14 protein-coding genes and 1 riboswitch are annotated in these 17,703 nt (G+C 69.8%); of the genes, 5 read left to right on the forward strand and 9 right to left on the reverse strand.

Annotated features, from left to right (window positions below; genetic code table 11):
• Positions 1-61: 61 nt before the first annotated feature.
• Together SSP08S_RS23715 and SSP08S_RS23720 are read left to right on the forward strand one after the other, a co-directional pair.
• The gene (locus tag SSP08S_RS23715; RefSeq protein WP_019070131.1) at positions 62-643 is read left to right on the forward strand and encodes a TetR/AcrR family transcriptional regulator; all 582 of its coding nucleotides are present in this window, start codon (positions 62-64) and stop codon (positions 641-643) included.
• A gap of 161 nt (positions 644-804) precedes the next feature.
• Complete coding sequence (locus tag SSP08S_RS23720) at positions 805-1,386, forward strand: hypothetical protein (protein WP_218006658.1); 582 nt, start codon at positions 805-807, stop codon at positions 1,384-1,386.
• 17 nt (positions 1,387-1,403) lie between these two features.
• Here SSP08S_RS23720 and SSP08S_RS23725 read toward each other — a convergent pair whose 3' ends face one another.
• The 4 genes from SSP08S_RS23725 to SSP08S_RS23740 all read right to left on the reverse strand — a co-directional run bounded on the left by SSP08S_RS23725 (position 1,404) and on the right by SSP08S_RS23740 (position 6,857).
• The gene (locus SSP08S_RS23725; RefSeq protein WP_019070133.1) at positions 1,404-3,455 is read right to left on the reverse strand and encodes a beta-galactosidase; all 2,052 of its coding nucleotides are present in this window, start codon (positions 3,453-3,455) and stop codon (positions 1,404-1,406) included.
• 135 nt (positions 3,456-3,590) lie between these two features.
• Positions 3,591-4,931 (reverse strand): ABC transporter substrate-binding protein, encoded by a 1,341-nt coding sequence (locus tag SSP08S_RS23730; protein WP_019070134.1) that lies wholly within the window; start codon positions 4,929-4,931, stop codon positions 3,591-3,593.
• Positions 4,932-4,977: 46 nt separating this feature from the next.
• Positions 4,978-5,928 (reverse strand): carbohydrate ABC transporter permease, encoded by a 951-nt coding sequence (locus tag SSP08S_RS23735; RefSeq protein WP_019070135.1) that lies wholly within the window; start codon positions 5,926-5,928, stop codon positions 4,978-4,980.
• Positions 5,929-5,930: 2 nt separating this feature from the next.
• Positions 5,931-6,857, reverse strand: coding sequence for a carbohydrate ABC transporter permease (locus tag SSP08S_RS23740; RefSeq protein WP_026178769.1), 927 nt, complete (start codon positions 6,855-6,857; stop codon positions 5,931-5,933).
• 204 nt (positions 6,858-7,061) lie between these two features.
• Here SSP08S_RS23740 and SSP08S_RS23745 point away from each other — a divergent pair, with 204 nt between their 5' ends.
• Complete coding sequence (locus SSP08S_RS23745) at positions 7,062-8,150, forward strand: LacI family DNA-binding transcriptional regulator (RefSeq protein ID WP_026178770.1); 1,089 nt, start codon at positions 7,062-7,064, stop codon at positions 8,148-8,150.
• Positions 8,151-8,205: 55 nt separating this feature from the next.
• On the opposite strand, the gene gnd is transcribed toward SSP08S_RS23745, so the two are convergent.
• Positions 8,206-9,675, reverse strand: coding sequence for an NADP-dependent phosphogluconate dehydrogenase (gnd, locus tag SSP08S_RS23750; protein ID WP_019070138.1), 1,470 nt, complete (start codon positions 9,673-9,675; stop codon positions 8,206-8,208).
• 177 nt (positions 9,676-9,852) lie between these two features.
• Between gnd and SSP08S_RS23755 the strand changes: the two genes are divergently transcribed.
• On the forward strand, positions 9,853-10,713 hold the full coding sequence (locus SSP08S_RS23755; RefSeq protein WP_019070139.1) for an endonuclease/exonuclease/phosphatase family protein: 861 nt from the start codon (positions 9,853-9,855) through the stop codon (positions 10,711-10,713).
• A gap of 6 nt (positions 10,714-10,719) precedes the next feature.
• On the opposite strand, the gene SSP08S_RS23760 is transcribed toward SSP08S_RS23755, so the two are convergent.
• Complete coding sequence (locus tag SSP08S_RS23760; protein WP_019070140.1) at positions 10,720-11,178, reverse strand: hypothetical protein; 459 nt, start codon at positions 11,176-11,178, stop codon at positions 10,720-10,722.
• 184 nt (positions 11,179-11,362) lie between these two features.
• Positions 11,363-13,060, reverse strand: coding sequence for a C40 family peptidase (locus SSP08S_RS23765; protein ID WP_020684320.1), 1,698 nt, complete (start codon positions 13,058-13,060; stop codon positions 11,363-11,365).
• An 8-nt stretch (positions 13,061-13,068) separates the two neighbouring features.
• Positions 13,069-13,242: riboswitch (cyclic di-AMP (ydaO/yuaA leader) on the reverse strand.
• A gap of 334 nt (positions 13,243-13,576) precedes the next feature.
• On the opposite strand from SSP08S_RS23765, the gene SSP08S_RS23770 reads away from it, so the two are divergent.
• A complete protein-coding gene (locus tag SSP08S_RS23770) occupies positions 13,577-15,658 on the forward strand; it encodes a DUF1996 domain-containing protein (RefSeq protein ID WP_019070141.1) in 2,082 nt (693 codons plus the stop codon).
• A gap of 84 nt (positions 15,659-15,742) precedes the next feature.
• Here the strand turns inward: SSP08S_RS23770 and SSP08S_RS23775 are convergent, their stop codons facing one another.
• Both SSP08S_RS23775 and SSP08S_RS23780 read right to left on the reverse strand, forming a co-directional pair.
• A complete protein-coding gene (locus SSP08S_RS23775) occupies positions 15,743-17,188 on the reverse strand; it encodes a glyceraldehyde-3-phosphate dehydrogenase (RefSeq protein ID WP_019070142.1) in 1,446 nt (481 codons plus the stop codon).
• A 150-nt stretch (positions 17,189-17,338) separates the two neighbouring features.
• The gene (locus SSP08S_RS23780) at positions 17,339-17,653 is read right to left on the reverse strand and encodes an SCO5918 family protein (protein ID WP_019070143.1); all 315 of its coding nucleotides are present in this window, start codon (positions 17,651-17,653) and stop codon (positions 17,339-17,341) included.
• Between the last annotated feature and the right edge of the window lie 50 nt (positions 17,654-17,703).

The raw sequence follows: 17,703 nt of genomic DNA on the forward strand, positions 1-17,703 counted from the left end.
GAGACACTGTGTCGCTGTCAATGCACGATGTATCGACAGTGGCAGCACGTATGCTGAGGCCGTGCCGAAGCTCTGGAACGAGACCATCGAGGAGCACCGCCGTGCCGTGCGTGACGCGGTGCTGGAGACCACGGCGGTGCTGGTGACCGAGCGCGGGCTGCGCTCGGTGACGATGTCGAAGATCGCCGAAGCGAGCGGGATCGGCCGGGCCACGCTCTACAAGTACTTCCCGGACGTCGAGTCGATCATGACGGCGTGGCACGAGCAGCAGATCACCGGGCATCTGCGCGAACTCGCCGAACTCCGGGACGGCCCCGGCAGTGCGGGCGAGCGACTGCGAGCGGTGCTGGAGGCGTTCGCGCTCATCCAGCAACGGCGCCACGGTCACGGCCCCGAACTCGGCGCCGTCCTGCACCGGGACGACCACGTCGCCGGCGCCGAACAGCACCTCCACCGCTTCCTGAGCGAACTCCTGGCGGAGGGCGTGCGGGCCGGCGTCATCCGCGACGACGTCTCCCCGGAGGAACTGGCGACCTACTGCCTCCACGCCCTCGCCGCGGCGGGCGTCCTGCCGTCCAAGGCGGCGGCACGACGCCTCGTCTCGGTCACCCTTGCCGGGCTGCGCCGGCCGGCCGCGGGATGACGGGGCTTCCGGACTTCGACGTGCTGCTGGCACGATTGGCAGGTCACCGGCAGCTGGACATCGCCGACCTGTCGAGGTCGGCCGAGATCCCGGAACCCGAACTCCGCTCTGTGTATGAGGGAACGGCGCCGAGTCCTTCGCTCCTTCGGAGGCTCGCGCCGGTGTTGCGGCTGCATGCCGCCGACTTGTTCGTGATCGCGGGCCTGGCGATACCGGACGAACTCGCTCCGCTGGACGCGCGGGCGCGAGACCTGGTCGCCGGCCTCGTACAGGACGCCGTCGGCCTGCCACTGGAGCGCAGACGCCGGTTGCTTCAACTGGCCCGCACGTTGCCCCAGGAGAGCCGCACGGAGCCTGTTCGGACACCGCAGGTGTACGAGCAGTTCGAGCGCGGTCCCGGTGGCGTGCTCTTGGGCATGGTCGGCAACCGCAACCTGAGCTGGAGCGGGATCGCCCGGACATTCGTGTCCCTGACGGGCCGGTACTGGGCCGCGTCCACGTACGGAGCCGTGGGCAACGGCCGTAAGGAAGTCACGCCCGACCTGCTGGCCGACTTCGCGACCGTCCTGGGCGTTCCCGTCGACACCCTGTCCGTCCTCACCGGTGTCGACGTCCCCGACGGACCGCCGCCCCAGAGCCCGGCGGCGGTCGACGCGGCCGGACTGCTCTGGGACGTCCGGCGCCTGACGGTCGACCAGGTACGTCAGGTCGCCGAGGCGGCGCGGGTCGCGCCACGCGCGTGACCCGCGCCGCCTCGGCGTCAGTTCGCGGGTTGGCGTACCACCGCGACGTCCCTGGGGGAGAGGACCGGGAAACCGTCCTCGCCCGCGGTGCCGACCAGGAGTTCACCGGGCAGGCCGGTCAACGGCACTGTTCCGTCCGTGCGGTTGACCAGGAACAGGAAGCGGCTGTCGGTGTCGCGGCGGACGGTCAGTTCGACGTCTCCCCTTGCCCCGGACGGGAGTTCGCTGTCGACGCCGGCGGGTGCGAGCAGCTGGGGGAGGAGGCCGGTGAGGCCGGCGCGGCCCAGGCGGGTGGAGACGTAGGCGGCCGAACCGCCGCCCACCGTACGGCGGGTGACGGCGGGGCGGCCGGTGTACGTGCCGCTGCGGTAGTGGGCCAGCACCTCCACCTCCGGGTCGGTCACCGTGATCCGGTCGGTCCACAGGGAGCCCGTGGCGGCGGTGTCGAGGTCCAGCTCGACCGTGTCGCCGTCGAGCAGCGGGCCGAACTCCTCGATGCGGATGCCCAGCAGGTCGCGCAGGGCGCCCGGGTAGCCGCCGAGCCAGATGTGGTCGTTCTCGTCGACGACACCGGAGAAGTAGGTGGCGACCAGGTGGCCGCCCTGCTCGACGTAGCGCGTGAGTTCCTTGGAGAGGGACGCCGGGATCATGTGCAGGACCGGCGTGATCACCACGTCGTAGCGGTCCAGGGCGGTCTGGGCCGTGACGATGTCGGCCCGTACGCCGAGGTCGAGGAGGGCGGAGTACCAGTCCAGCGCCTCCTGGCGGTAGTCGAGCCGGTCGGTGGGGTGCGAGTCCTGCTCGCTCGCCCACCAGGACTCCCAGTCGAAGACGATGCCGACCCGGGCGGTCTCGCGGTCCGTGCCCGCGACGGGGGCCAACGTCCGCAGCGTGCGGCCGAGTTCGGCCACCGCGCGGAAGAGTTCGCTGTCGGCACCGGCGTGCGGCACCATCGCGGAGTGGTACTTCTCGGCGCCGGCCGCCGACTGGCGCCACTGGAAGTAGCAGACGGCGTCGGCGCCGTGCGCGACGTGCAGCAGCGAGTCGCGGGCCAGGTCGCCGGGGCGCTTGGCCACGTTGACGGGCTGCCAGTTGACGGCGCTGGTGGAGTGCTCCATCAGGAACCACGGCTTGCCGGCGGAGATGCCGCTGACGAGGTTCGCGGAGAAGGACAGCTCGTCGCGGTCCTGCGAACCCGGCGTGACGTAGTGGTCGTTGGAGACGAAGTCGATCTCGGCGGCCCAGTCGGCGTAGTTCATGCCCTTGGTGTTGCCCATCACCATGAAGTTGGTGGTGACCGGCACGCCCGGGGTGATCTCGCGCAACAGGTCGCGTTCCGCGCGCAGATGGTCCTTGAGCGCGTCGGAGGAGAAGCGCTTGAAGTCGAGCTGCTGGGTCGGGTTCGGGAAGGAAGCGGCCAGCCGGGGCGGCAGTATCTGCTCCCAGTTGCTGTACCGCTGCGACCAGAAGGCCGTACCCCAGGCCTGGTTGAGGCTCTCGACGGTCGAGTAGCGGGCGCGCAGCCAGTCGCGGAAGGCGCGGGCCGAGTCGTCGGAGTAGTCGTAGACGTTGTGGCAGCCCAGCTCGTTCGAGACGTGCCAGGCCACGAGTGCGGGGTGGTCCGCGTAGCGCTCGGCCAACTTCCGTACCAGGCGCAGCGCGTGCTCGCGGAAGACGGGCGAGGTGGGGCGCCAGTGCTGGCGGCCGCCCGGCCACAGGGTCTCGCCGGCAGCGGTTACCGGAAGGATCTCCGGGTGCTCCGTGCTGAGCCACGGCGGCGGTGACGCGGTCGCGGTGGCCAGGTCGACGCCGATGCCGCCCGCGTGCAGCAGGTCCATGACCTCGTCGAGCCAGCCGAAGTCCCATACGTCCCGGGACGGTTGGATGCGGGCCCAGGAGAAGATCCCCAACGAGACGATGTTGACGCCGGCCTCGCGCATCAGCCGGATGTCCTCGTCCCACACCTCGCGAGGCCACTGCTCCGGGTTGTAGTCGGCGCCGTAGGCGAGACGGGGGGTGGCGTCACCGTCCGGCCCGTGCCGCAACTGGGACAGGAGGGTGGAGATCATGGGGGTCCTTCCGGTGACTGCACAGGTGGAACGAGCTGCGGGGTGGATTCCGGGCGGGCCGCCGCCGGGCGAGTTCTGCCCGGCGGCGGCTCCCGAGGAGGTGCCGGCTACGTCGAACCGGTCACTCCGAGCGGGTCACTTCGAGACCGTGAAGCCCTGCTCGTTGCCGTACTTGATGGAGGCGTCCTGCCAGCTCTTCAGACCCTGGGCCAGCGTGGTGCCCGAGATGTAGGCCTTGCCGACGGTGTCGTTGAAGATCGAGTTGGCGTACTGCTGGAAGGGCAGGTACGACCAGTCGGAAGCGACCTCGGACGCCGACTGCGCGAAGATCTGGTTGGCCTTCTGGCCGCCGAAGTACGGGAACTCCTTGTTCAGGAACGCGGAGGACTGGAGTTCCGCCTTGGTCGCCGGGAAGGCGCCCTGGTCGACACGGGTCTGGACGCCGGCGCCGGCGTTGGCGTACTCGACGAACGCGTAGGCGAGTTCCTTGTTCTTGCCCAGCGTCGGCAGGGCGAGGGACGAACCGCCGTTCTCCGCGCTGGCCTTGGCACCCGCGGTCCACTGCGGCATCGGGGCCGCGCGCCAGTCGCCGGAGGCACCGGCCACACCGCTGACGAAGTTGGCGGGCATCCAGGCACCGGTGGTCAGGGTGGCGATGGTGCCGTCACCGAGGCCCTTGTACCAGTCGTCGGTCCAGCCGTTGATGGGCGAGACGAGCTTCTCGTCGAGGAGCTTCTGCCAGGTGTCCGTGTACTTCTTGGCGCCCGCGTCCTCGAAGTTGACCGTCACCTTGGTGCCGTCGACCTTGTAGGGGCGCGAACCGGCCTGCCACAGCATGCTGGTGGTGAAGCCGGCGTCACCGGCGTCGTTGGCGATGTACGCCTTGGGGTCGGCCTTGTGCAGCTTGCGGGCCGCGTCGACGTACTCGTCCCAGGTGGTCGGGACGGCGATCTTGTACTTGTCGAAGACCTTCTTGTTGTAGAACATCGCCATCGGGCCCGAGTCCATCGGCAGGCCGTAGACCTTGGAGCCGTCGCTCACCGCGTTCCACGGACCGGCCGTGTACTTGGACGCCAGCTTGTCGGCGCCGTACGGCGCCAGGTCGCTGAGCCCCTTGGTCAGGGAGTACTGGCTGAGGGCGAAGTACTCGACCTGGGAGACGTCCGGGACGCCCTTCCCGGCCGCGATCGCGTTCGACAGCGCGGTGTAGTACTTGTCACCGGACTTGTCGCTGACCAGGTTGACCTTGACCTTGGGGTACTTCTTCTCGAAGTCGGCCGCGACCTTCTTCAGGGTGGGCTCCCAGGCCCAGACCGTGACCGAGCCGCCCTTCTTCAGGGCCGCCTGGATGTCCGAGGCCGAGACGGCCTTGGTGCTGGAGCTGTCGTCGTCCGAACTGCCGCACGCCGTCGCCCCCAGGGAGAGGACGGAGAGGAGGGCGAGGCCGCGCAGCAGGCGGCCGGTGGTTCTGCGCATGGAGGTGCTTCCACTTCTTCGTGGGTGGGACTACTTGAGGGTGGGGTTATTCCTTGACGCTTCCGGCGGCGAGACCGGACTGCCAGTACTTCTGCAGCAGCAGGAACGCCGCGATCAGCGGCACGATGGTGAGCAGCGAACCGGTGATCACCAGGTTGAAGATCACGTCACCGCCGATCGTCTGCGCCTGGGAGCTCCAGGCGCTCAGACCAAGCGTCAGCGGGTACCAGTTGGGATCCCTGAGCATGATCAGCGGGAGGAAGTAGTTGTTCCAGGTCGCGACGGTGGTGAACAGCAGCACCGTGACGACACCGGGGGCGAGCAGCGGCAGCGATACCTGGAAGAAGGTGCGGATCTCGCCCGCTCCGTCCATGCGGGCGGCTTCGAGGAGTTCGACCGGGATGGCCTCGGTCGCGAAGACCCACATCAGATAGAGGCCGAACGGCGAGATCAGCGAGGGGATGATCACAGCCCAAGGGGTGTCCGTCAGTCCGATCTTGCTGAACATCAGGAAGGTGGGCACCGCGAGGGCCGTGCCCGGGACGGCTACGGCACCGATGACCACGGCGAAGATCGCGCGCTTCCCGGGGAAGTTGAACTTCGCCAGCGCGTAGCCGCCGAGGATCGCCAGGAAGGTGGCCCCGCCGGCGCCGAGCACGACGTAGAGCAGGGTGTTCAGCAGCCACCGGCCGAAGATGCCGTCGTGGTAGGTGAACGTGTCGTGGATGTTCGACCAGAGGGCGAAACGGTGGGCGAACCACAGGCCGTTGGAGTCGGCCAGTCCCGACTGGGTCTTGGTGGCGCTGATGACCAGCCAGATCAGGGGCACCACGGTGTAGACCAGGATCAGACCGGTGAGCACGGTCAGCAGCACACTGCGCTTCGGGCGCCCGGGCGTGTGCTTCTTGCGGGGCGTGCGCAGCCGGGGCGCGGTTCGGGAGCCGCCGCCGGACGGTGCGGGCGCCGACGCCGAGGCGGTGGTGACGGGGGTGCTCATGGTCAGGCTCCCTTGCGCATGCCGCGAAGCTGCACGACATAGGCGATGACCATGGTGATCAGCCCCATGATGATCGCGACCGCCGCGGAGTAGTTGTGCTGCTGGCCGTTGAAGGACAGCGAGTACGTGTAGAAGTTCGGGGTGTAGTCCGTCGTGATCGCGTTGCGTGCCAGCGGTCGCAGGATGCTCGGCTCGTTGAAGAGCTGGAAGCTGCCGATGATCGAGAAGATCGTCGCGATGACCAGCGCGCCGCGGATCGCGGGGAGCTTGATGGCGGTGATGACGCGGAACTGCCCGGCACCGTCGATCTCCGCGGCCTCGTACAGCGAGGTCGGGATGACCCGCAGCGCGGAGTAGAAGATCAGCATGTTGTAGCCGACGAACTCCCAGGTCACGATGTTGCCGATCGACGCCAGCACCAGGTGTGTGGAGAGCGGGTCGGGCAGCGTGACGCCGAAGGCGCTGTTGATGTCTCCCACCAGACCGAACTGGGTGCCGTACATGAAGCCCCACATCAGGGTGGCGACCACCGCGGGCACGGCGTACGGCAGGAAGATCGTGATCCGGAAGAAGTCCCGGCCGAAGAGCCGGCCGCTGTCCAGGGCGAGGGCCACGAACAGGGCGATGCCGAGCATGATCGGCACCTGGATCACCAGGAACAGCGAGACCCGCTCCAGGGAGGACCAGAACTGGTCGTCCTGGAAGGCCTGCGTGTAGTTGTCCAGGCCGACGAAGTGGTTCCCGCCGATGAGCTGGTTGCGGTACAGGCTGAGATAGACCGAGTACACGATCGGAGCCAGGAAGACGAAGGCGAAGACCACCGCGAAGGGGCCGATGAAACCCCACCCTGTCCAGGAACGGCGGTCCCGTTTGGCCGATGGCCGGACCGGGGGCCGATTCGCGGCCGCAGGGGGCTGAAGCGTCGTCATGTAGTTCCTCGCTCGTCCATCTCGGAACCGGCGTCACACGCCGTCGCGATGGTTGCGTAAACACCCAGGTCCGAGATGGTCCCGGCCTGTTATGTTTACGTAAACATCTGATGGCGGCATGTCTACACTGCCCCAATGTCGGTGGTCAAGGGCCGTTTGGAGAAACGTGCCCCAGGCAATCGGATCGATAGGGGAAGGAGACGGGTGGACACAGCGCACAGTGCCTCGGCCGGCACCGAGGAGCCCCGTAGACGCGGCGGGAAACGGGTGCTGCGGCGCGCCCCGAGCGCGTCCATGGCCGATGTGGCACGCCTGGCCGGCGTCTCCTCGCAGACCGTCTCCCGGGTGTCCAACGGTTACGCGGGTGTGAACGAGGAAACCCGGCAGCAGGTCCTCGCCGCCATGAAGGAACTGGGCTACCGGCCCAACAGCGCAGCCCGCGCGCTCAAACGCGGCGAGTTCCGCACCATCGGCGTGATCACGTTCAACCTCTCCACCACGGGCAACATGCGCACCCTGGAGGCGATCGCCACCTCCGCCGCGCACGAGGGCTACGCCGTCACACTGCTGCCGGTCGCCGTCCCCACCCAGGACGAGGTGCGGGGCGCCTTCTCCCGCCTCGGCGAACTCGCCGTCGACGCCGTCATCGCGATCATGGAGGTCCACCTCCTCGACGCGGCGACCATCTCGCTGCCGCCCCACGTCCAGGTCGTCGTCGCCGACTCCGACGCGGGCGACCGCTACAGCGTCGTCGACACCGACCAGAACGGCGGGGCGCGCGCGGCCGTACGGCATCTCCTCGACCTCGGCCACCGCACCGTCTGGCACCTCGCCGGACCCGAGGAGTCCTTCGCCGCCCAGCGCCGCGCCGACGCCTGGCGCGCCGAACTCACCGACGCGGGGTGCCCGGTGCCACCCGTGGTGCGCGGCGACTGGTCCGCGGAGTCCGGCTACCGCGTGGGACTGGAACTGGCCCAACAGGCCGACTGCACGGCCGTGTTCGCGGCCAACGACCAGATGGCACTCGGCCTCCTTCGGGCCCTGCACGAGCGCGGCCGGCGCATCCCCGAGGACGTCAGCGTGATCGGCTTCGACGACATCCCCGAGGCCGGTTCCTTCCTGCCGCCCCTGACCACCGTCCACCAGGACTTCGCCGAGGTCGGCCGCCTGTGCGTGCAGGGTGTCCTACGGCGGATGCGGGACCGGGGCGACGAGCACGGCACCACCCTGGTGCCGACCGAGCTCGTGGTGCGCGCGAGTACGGCGGCGCCCGCCCTCGCCGTGGACGAGTAGCGGGCGCAAGGTCTTTCCGGCCCGCCTCAACGGGCGGGCCGGGTAAGGGAGTTGGTCAGGCGGTCGTCTCCGGGCGGCCGGGCCGGGACCAGTGGGTGTGGAAGGTGCCCGAGCGGTCGGTACGCCCGTAGGTGTGGGCACCGAAGAAGTCGCGCTGACCCTGGAGCAGGGCCGCCGGCAGGCGTTCGGCGCGCAGCGTGTCGTAGTGCGACAGCGCGGCGGAGAACGCCGGGACGGGGATGCCGCGACGGGCCGCGGAGGCGACCACCTCGCGCCACGGGACCTGCGCGTCGCCGATCTCGCGCGCGAAGGTCTCCTCGCCGAGCAGGCTCACCAGACCCGGGTCGGCCGTGTAGGCGGCGCGGATCCGGTCGAGGAAGGAGGCGCGGATGATGCAGCCGCCGCGCCAGATGCCGGCGACCGCGGCGAGGTCGATCGACCAGCCGTACTCGGTGGCCGCGTCCTGGATCATCTTCCAGCCCTGGTCGTAGGCGATGACCTTCGAGGCGTACAGCGCCTGTTCGACCTGGGCGGTGAAGCGCTCGGCCTCGGTGCGGCTCAGCGGGGGAGTGGTGCCGCCGGGCAGCCCTCGGTAGGCCGCGCGCAGGTCCGCCTGGCTGGAGGAGGCGCGGGCGAAGGTGGCCTGGGCGATCGCGGTGACCGGCGAACCCAGCTCCAGCGCGGTCTGCACGGTCCAGCGTCCGGTGCCCTTCTGGCCCGCCGCGTCCTTGACGATGTCGACGAACGCCCCGCCGGTCTCCGCGTCCGTGTGCGCGAGGACCTCGGCGGTGATCTCGATCAGGTAGGAGCCGAGCCGTCCCTCGTTCCAGCGGCGGAAGATGTCCGCGATCTCGGCGGGGGAGTAACCCCCGACCTGGCGCAGCAGGTCGTAGGCCTCGGCGATGAGCTGCATGTCGGCGTACTCGATGCCGTTGTGCACCATCTTCACGAAGTGCCCGGCGCCGTCGGTGCCGATGTGCGTGGAGCAGGGCTCCCCGTCGACCTTCGCGCTGACCGACTCGAACATCGGGCCCAGCACGGCGTACGACTCCGCCGAGCCGCCGGGCATGATCGACGGCCCGTTCAGCGCGCCCTCCTCGCCGCCGGAGACCCCGGCGCCGACGAAGTGCAGGCCCTGTTCGCGCAGGGCGGCCTCGCGGCGGCGGGTGTCGGCGAAGTGCGCGTTGCCGCCGTCGATGATCATGTCGCCGGGCTCCATCAGCGCGGCGAACTCGTCGATCACGGCGTCGGTGGCCGGACCGGCCTGCACCATGATCATCAAGCGGCGGGGGCGTTCGAGGGCGGCCACGAACTCCTGTGCCGTCTCGGCCGGGACGAAGGCACCCTCGTCGCCGTACTCCTTCATCAACTCGTGGGTCCGGTGCGGCGACCGGTTGTGGACGGCGACCGTGTAGCCGTTGCGGGCGAAGTTGCGGGCCAGATTGCGGCCCATCACACCCAGGCCGGTGACGCCGATCTGCGCGGTGGCGTCGGCGGCTGGGCTGTTCGGTGCGGATGCGTTCATGGGGTGCCTGTTCTCCGAGTCGGTGACGTGGCGGGTCGGCGCGGGGCGCCCATGACCGCTGGTACGTGTGCGATCGCGGATTGACTCGAAATTCCGCGTGATTGGGAGCGATCTTGTCGACCGCCGCACGGCGTGTCCCGCCGGATGCGAAGATCGCTCCCCTGGGAGGGAGCGGCCATGGGTGACACACGGGTGCGGTGCGCGACGTTCAACGTGCTGCACGGCCAGCTGATCCGGCCGGACGGACATCCGGCCGCCGCCCGCCCCGACGACGCCTCGGCGCCCCTCGCCGAAGCCGTCGCGTCCCTGGACGTCGACGTACTGGCCCTCCAGGAGGTCGACCGCTTCCAGGAACGCTCCGGCCGCGTCGACCAGGCGGCGGTCGCCGCCGCCGCGCTCGGCGCACTCGACTGGCGCTACGCGACCGCGCTGCACAGCCGTCTCGTGCCGGGCCGGGGCTGGGTCAACGACCCGGCCGAACCCGCGCCGCGCGTCCACGGCACCGAGGCACTGGAGCCCGAAGTCCCGTCCCAGGGCGTCGCGTTGCTCTCCCGCCTGCCGGTCCGCGAGTGGCGGGCCCTACGGCTCTCTCCGGGGCCCCTGGCCGTGCCGCTGAAGGTGGCCGGGCGGACCGCTCCGGTGCTGGCCCGCGATCAGCCCAGAGCCGCCCTGGCCGCCGTGCTGGAAGGACCGCGCGGCCCCTTCACCGCCGTGGCCCTCCATCTCTCCTTCGTACCGGGCTGGAACATCCGCCAGCTGCTCACCGTCCGCCGCTGGATCGCCGATCTGCCCCGACCCCAGCTGCTGCTGGGCGACTTCAACCTGATCGGCGCGCTGCCCCGGGTCGCCCTCAACGCGTCCGCGCGGCACAGCTGGCGGGGTCCGGCCGGACGGGCGACCTACCCCTCGCACCGCCCGCGCGTCCAGCTCGACCACATCCTGGCTGCGGGCCTCGACGCGGACGCCATGGGGACGGCACACGCACCTAGGACGGCGATCTCGGACCACCGGCCGCTGGTGGTGGAGCTGTCGCTGTGAGCCGGCTCAGTTCCACAGGGGGTAGGTCACGACGTGCGCGAACTCGTCCGGCCTTCCGGCGGTGTACGTCAGGCTGATCCGGCCGTACTGCCGTACCCCCGGATGCCGCTTCCACGTCTGCGCGTTGTCGAGCCGGACGACGACCGGGTACGAGTGGAACTTGCCCGCCGCGCAATAGGGTTTGCAGTCGTTCACCCAGTTGACGCCCGTGGCCGTCGCGGAGTTGGCGTCCCAGTTGGTCCAACGCAGCGACGCCAGGCGGCTGTTGCCGTCGCCGCAGGCCAGCATGAAGTCGGCGGGGCGCACCTCGGGATGCCAGAGGCAGTCGACCAGCACGGGGACCGCGGGCTGCCGCTGGGCGACCGGAGCCGCCTTCACCGTCGCCGCGGACGAGGTGCCCATGGCCGGCGCGAGCAGGGCGGCGGCACAGACCGTGACGAGTCCGACCATGGTGTGTTTGTACATGTCCGCTCCCGGCCGCCTGTCGTACCCGTCGCTCCGCACCCGCACCGGCGGTGGGCCCGCCCGGCGAGACACGGTCGTCGTCGCTCTTCTCGTTCGACGCTACGACCGCGTCCTGGGTTCCACCACTCGTAGGGACCAACGACGCGGCCCGCCGGGAGTAGCGGGCCGCGCGTGACGTAGTGGCTCAGGCCGGTCGCACGGCGCCGCGGATGGCGGCGGAACCGGCGTAGAAGATCGACTCCTCGCGTATCGGCGTGCCCGGGCTCGGCGCGTGGATCATCAGGCCGTTGCCGGTGTAGAGGCCGACGTGGTCGATGCTGTCGTAGAAGAAGATCAGGTCGCCGGCGCGGATGTCCGTGAGGGGGACGAGGGCGCCCGCGCCCGACTGTTCCTGGGCGGTGCGCGGGAGCAGGACGCCCGCTGCCTTCCAGGCGGCCTGGGTGAGGCTGGAGCAGTCGTACGCGTCGGGTCCCGCCGCGCCCCACAGGCACGGCCTGCCGATCTGTGCGCGGGCGAAGGCGAGGGCGGTGTCGGTCTTGCTCTGGGTGCCGGCGTCCGGTGCGGTGGGGGTGACGGCGGGTGCCGGGCTCATGGCCGGGGCCGGCGGGAGGGTGATTTCCGGGGCCATGGCCGGAGGGGCAGGGGGTGCGAGTGCCGGGGCCGCGGCGAAGGAGACCTCGGGGGCGGGGGCGGTCGGCTGCCACTCCTGCTCCGGCGGGCGCCAGGACGGTTCCGGTGCGGGCTGCCAGGCGGGCTGGGCCGCGGGCTGCTGGGGGATCAGAGGCATCTGCCCGGTGGACCAAGCGGGTTGCTCGGTCACTGCGGGCATCTGCCCGGTGGACCAAGCGGCTTGCTCGGTCACTGCGGGCATCTGCCCAGTTGACCACACCTGTTGCTCGGTCACTGCCGGGAACTGGCCGGTGGACCACGGCTGTTGCTGGGTCACCGCGGGCATCTGGCCTGTCGCCCAGGTCTGTTGCTCGGTCACCATCGGCATCTGTCCGGTGGACCACGTGGTCTCCGGGGCGGACCAGGCCGTCTCCGGGGGCGGCCAGGTGGCGCCCGTCGGCGGGGTCTCGGTGCGCGGTGCGCCGATGGCCGGGAGCAGGTCCAGGCTCGCGGTGAGCGGGTCGAAGGCCGGTGCCGGGGCGGTCGCGAACTGCTGTGGTGCCATGACGCGCGCGGGCGGCATCTCGACGGCCGGGGCGGGCGGTACCGGCGGCAGGTCGAGGACGGTCGCCGGAGGCGTCTGCGACATCTGGGCCTGAGCCATCTGTGCGATCTGGGCGATCTGAGACATCTGCGGCTGAGGCACCTGCGTCTGCGACATCTGCTGCATCACAGGAGACTGCTGTGTCTGTGTCTGTGTCAGCGGCGCTGCGGGAGACAACGCGGCGACGGGCGCCGCGGTCAGCTCCGGCGCGGCGGCCATGAGTTGCGGAGCGGTGGGCTCCGGCGCGGTGCCGGTCCCCGTGGTCAGTTCGGCCACGGCGCGACCGGGCTGCGCTTCGAGCGCGAGGCCGGTGCTCTGGGGCTCGGGACGTCGTTCGGACCGCTCGGGGCGGGATTCGGCCGGGCGGGCCGGGGTCCTGCCGGGCGGCAGGATCGCCGGTACGGTCGGGCCCAGTTGGGTGCGGGCGCGGTCGAACAGCTGCCGGGTGACGGCTTCGACGGCGGGGTCGGACGGACGTGACGCGCTGGGGCGGGACTCGACGCGCTTGCGCGGTTTCCCGGACATCGCACGTGTGGCGTTGTAGTTTCCGGTGGCCGTCTCGGCCCTGTCGTAAAGGGAGTTGATCCGCCGCTGGACTTCGTCGCGGCTGGGTCGGTCGTCCACGGTGGGGCCACTGCCTCCGGTGCGCGTGCGTCGTTCTGCCGGCATGGCAGACGTGCTCCTTCCGCTTCGCGCCTACCGGGTTAGCTGTCGGGTTCGGGCGTCGATCACGGAAGGTTTGCCCTACGGTCCTTGCCCTGAAGGGCAGTTGGACCGATTCACCCCAAGTTCGGTTGGGTCCCCGGCTCCGGCTGCCGCGAGCGGCACGCCGGACTCGGCGCAAGCCGTGCGGCCCGGCGCCGATCGCCGGAGTAGGTCGTACGGCCTGGGCGCCAACTTAGCCAACGTGTGTGCCTCGTGTGAAGGTTGAAGCGCGATATGTCCGATACGTATTTGTGACCTTTACCTCGCCCTGGTGTGTCGAGGGGTCTGGAGCCCTCCGGGGCCGGTGATCCATAAGAGGTCGCTATGAATTTCTGGGACGGTTGAACACACCGGCGCCGCGCTCCGTATTGGGTTGGGGGATTTCCATGCCGGGACGAGCCGGGCCGACCGATACGCGTAGGAGCAACTTCCTTGGCACGCAACACGCGCAGACGCCCCACAGGCGCACGACGCGCGACGATGGCAGCAGTCGCCCTGATGCTGGGCGGCGGAGGACTGATGGCGGCGAACGTCTACGCGTCGGCGTCCGAAGGCGGTTGGGGCGGCGACTCCGCCCAACAGGGGTCTCCGGACGCGGCGTCGCGAGGCGCGACGATCGACTGCCCGGACATCGGCACCCAGTTGACGACGGTGCCCGACGGGGCGAAGACCGACGTCGACAAGGAACTCGCGAATCTGGACCAGCAGATAACCGAGGCCTACCAGAAACTCCGGGACTCGACGGAGGCCATACGCCAGGACGCCTCCTTCGCCGACAACGCGATCATGAATCCGCTGAAGGAGAAGCGGGCGGCGACGATCGGACGGATCGACGACGCCATCGCACGCGTCGGGGACCGCCCGGAAGGGCTCGACGCGCTCGCCGGATGCACCCTGATCGCGCCCACGAACGAGACCGGCGACCAGGGCGGCAACGGCGGCGACCAGAGTGCCAGTGCCAGTGCCAGCGCCAGTGCTTCCGGCCAGGGCGGTCAGGGCCAGCAGCAGATCACCAACGGGCCCGTCGCCTCGGACTACGCGGACATCACCTCCGTGCAGCCGAATGTGAACGCTCCGCAGCAGCAGGCCGACGCCTCCCGCGGGACGTTCGTCACCGCCTGCGGGGTGAACGAGAACGGCCTGTTCAACTCCGACAACGTGATCGTCGCGCCCGGAGTCACCAACGGCGCCCACCACTTCCACGACTACATCGGCAACCAGTCCAACAACGCCTTCGCCAGCGACCAGGACCTCGCCAACGCCGACACGAGCTGCGAGAACCCGGGCGACAAGTCCACCTACTACTGGCCCGTGCTGCGTCTGCAGAACGGCAAGCAGGAGCGGGACGCGGACAAGCCCGGCGGCGGCACCGAGGGCAACACCGGTGAGATCGTCACGGCCAAGCAGGTCACCCTGACCTTCGAGGGCAACCCGCAGAGCAAGGTCGTCGCGATGCCGCGGCTCCTGCGCATCATCACCGGCGACGCCAAGGCCTTCGTCAACGGCCCGGCCAACGCCAACGCCTCCTGGAGCTGCACCGGGTTCGAGGACCGGCAGCTCAAGGACAAGTACCCGCTGTGCCCGTCCGGCAGTGACGTCGTGCGCACCTTCAAGTTCCAGAGCTGCTGGGACGGCCGCAACATCGACAGCGCCAACCACCGCACCCACGTGGCCTTCGAGGCCGCCGACGGCACCTGCCCGGCCGGCTTCAAGGCGATTCCGCAGCTGGTGCAGCGGATCGTCTACGCCGTCGACGCGCCGAGCCTCCAGGACGGCGACAAGACGAGCCCGCTGTTCGCGGTGGACTCCTTCCCCGAGCAGCAGCACAAGCCCGTCACCGACCACGGCGACTTCATCAACGTCTTCTCCGAGGGCCTGATGAACGACATGGTCACCTGCATCAACAGCGGCGAGAAGTGCGGCGCCGGCACGGACAACGACCCCGGATCGGGCGGCGGTTCGGGTTCCGGCGGCGGTACCGGCGGGGACGACGGCTCGGGCACGGCCGGTGGCTCGGGTTCGGGTGACGGATCCGGTACGGGCGGCGGTTCGGGTGAGCCGCAGGAGTCTCCTACGGCCACTGAGTCCGCTACGGCGACGCCCACCGAGACCGCGTCCGACGAGCCCGCCGGAAACGGCGGCAACGACGGGAGCGGCGGAAACAACGGTGGCAACGGCGACAACGGAGGCACCGGCGGCAACGACGACCAGCCCACCGCCGAGCCCGCGACCAGCGCCCCGGACACCCGGACCACCGACCCCGGAGATCTGACGACCGCTGTGTCGGTCCCCAAGGCCGACACGAAGACCGAAGGGTCCAAGTCGACCGAGACGCAGGGGAGTTCGGACAACAACGCCGGCGGTCAGGTCGGCAGTCCCGTGGCGACCCCGCCCGCCTCGTCCTCGGGCGGCGAGAGCTACGCGGCCGTAGGCCCGAACCAGCCGCAGGCTCAGGGCGGCCTGGCGGAGACCGGCGCGAACCTGTGGCCGGCCGCGGCCGGAGCGCTGCTGCTCGTCGCCGGATTCGTCGTGCTGTACCGGGGCAAGCGCAGCACTCGCTGACACCGCGTACGGCTGTAACCGACAACGGCCCGGCCACCCCAGTGAGGGCGGCCGGGCCGTCGTACGTCCGGCGGGTCCGGTCGGTCAGACGGCCGGTGCCGGATACGTCGGGTACTCGACCCCGGAGACGTGCTGGACGACCCGGACGACCTGGCAGGAGTAGCCGAACTCGTTGTCGTACCAGAGGTAGAGGATCGCGTTGTCGCCGTCGACCTTGGTGGCGCCCGCGTCGATGATCGAGGCGTGGCGGGAGCCCATGAAGTCGCTCGACACCGCGTCGGGGGCGGTGGTGAAGTCGATCTGCCGTTTCAGCGGCGAGGTCAGCGAGACGTCGCGGAGGTGGTCCAGGACCTCGGCGCGGGTGGTCTCGCGGCCGAGCCGCAGGCTGAGGATGGCGATCGAGACGTCCGGCACCGGGACGCGGATCGAGCTGCCGGTGATCGGCGCCTTGAGGTCGGGCAGCGCCTTGGCGACGGCTGACGCGGCACCGGTCTCCGTGATCACCATGTTGAGCGGCGCCGAACGGCCGCGGCGGTCGGCCTTGTGGTAATTGTCCAGCAGGTTCTGGTCGTTGGTGAACGAGTGGACCGTCTCCACATGGCCGCGCAGCACGCCGTACTCGTCGGCCATCGCCTTCAGCGGCGGCACGATCGCGTTGGTGGTGCAGGACGCGCAGGACAGGATCTGCTCGTCGGGCTTGATGGTGTCGTGGTTGACGCCGTGCACGATGTTCGGGACGTCGCCCTTGCCGGGCGCGGTCAGTACGACCTTGTCGATGCCGGGCCGCAGATGCTGCGAAAGGCCTTCCCGGTCACGCCACTTGCCCGTGTTGTCGATGAGGATGGCGTCCTTGATGCCGTACGCCGTGTAGTCGACCTCCGACGGGTCGCTCGCGTAGATGACCTTGATCTCGTTGCCGTTGGCGACGATCGTGTTGCTCGCCTCGTCGACGGTGATCGTGCCCTGGAACTGGCCGTGGATCGAGTCGCGGCGCAGCAGCGAGGCGCGCTTCACGATGTCCTGGTCGCCACCCTGGCGTACGACGATGGCGCGCAGCCGCAGTCCGTTGCCCGAGCCGGCCTTCTCGATGAGCAGGCGGGCGACCAGGCGGCCGATGCGGCCGAAGCCGTAGAGCACGACATCGCGGCCCTCGCGGAACGCGACCTTCTCGGCGCCGGTGGCACCGGCGACGGCCTCGGCGGTGAACTCCTCGGCGGTCAGGCCGCGTTCGTCGGTGCGGTGGGTGGCGGCGAGCATGCCGATGTCGATCTGGGAGGGGCCCAGGTCGAGCGTGGTGAGCGCCCGCAGATACGGCAGGGTCTCGGTGACGGAGAGTTCCTCGCCGTCGATCTGGCGGGCGAACCGGTGGGTCTTGAGGATGCTGACCACCGACTTGTTGACCAGGGACCGGCTGTGCAGCAGGACGGTGACGTCCCGCTCGCGGTGCAGCTTCCCGATCATCGGGATCATCGACTCCGCGATTTCCTCGCGGTGCTTCCAGTTGGTGAACGAGTCCTCGTTGACAGGCACAGGTTTCTCTTTCGAGCTAGGCGGCGCTCATATGCTAACCCGCTGTTCATCTGCTCGTTCCAAGGGGTCCCTCCTGGGCCGCCGAACGCCGTGAGGGCCCTGCCGACGCGCGTCGGCAGGGCCCTCACGGTTTTGTAGCTGGTGTCGTTCCTACGCGTCCTGGGCCGCGCCGCTGCCCAGCAGCGCCGACGCGTTCTCCATCGGGGTGAGGACATGCACGGGCACCGCCTCGGGCAGCCCGTGGCAGGTGAAGCCGAGCCGGGTCATGGCCCGGATGACCTCGCCGCTGTTGAAGTCGCGCGGGTCCTGCCGGGTGATGACCTGCCCCACCTGCTTGACGGGGTAGCGGCGCCGCCCGATGGTCACGGACTCACCCGTGACCAGTTCGGGCTTGATGCCCTTCATCGTCTCCAGGACTCCCAGCTTGGTGAGATCGAAGGGATACCGGGCGATGACACAACGCATGTTGCCTCACAGAGAGAAGGAGAAGCCGTCCGAAAAGACCGCCGAAAAGG

Source organism: Streptomyces hokutonensis (assembly GCF_000376565.1).
Classification (GTDB): Bacteria; Actinomycetota; Actinomycetes; order Streptomycetales; family Streptomycetaceae; genus Streptomyces; species Streptomyces hokutonensis.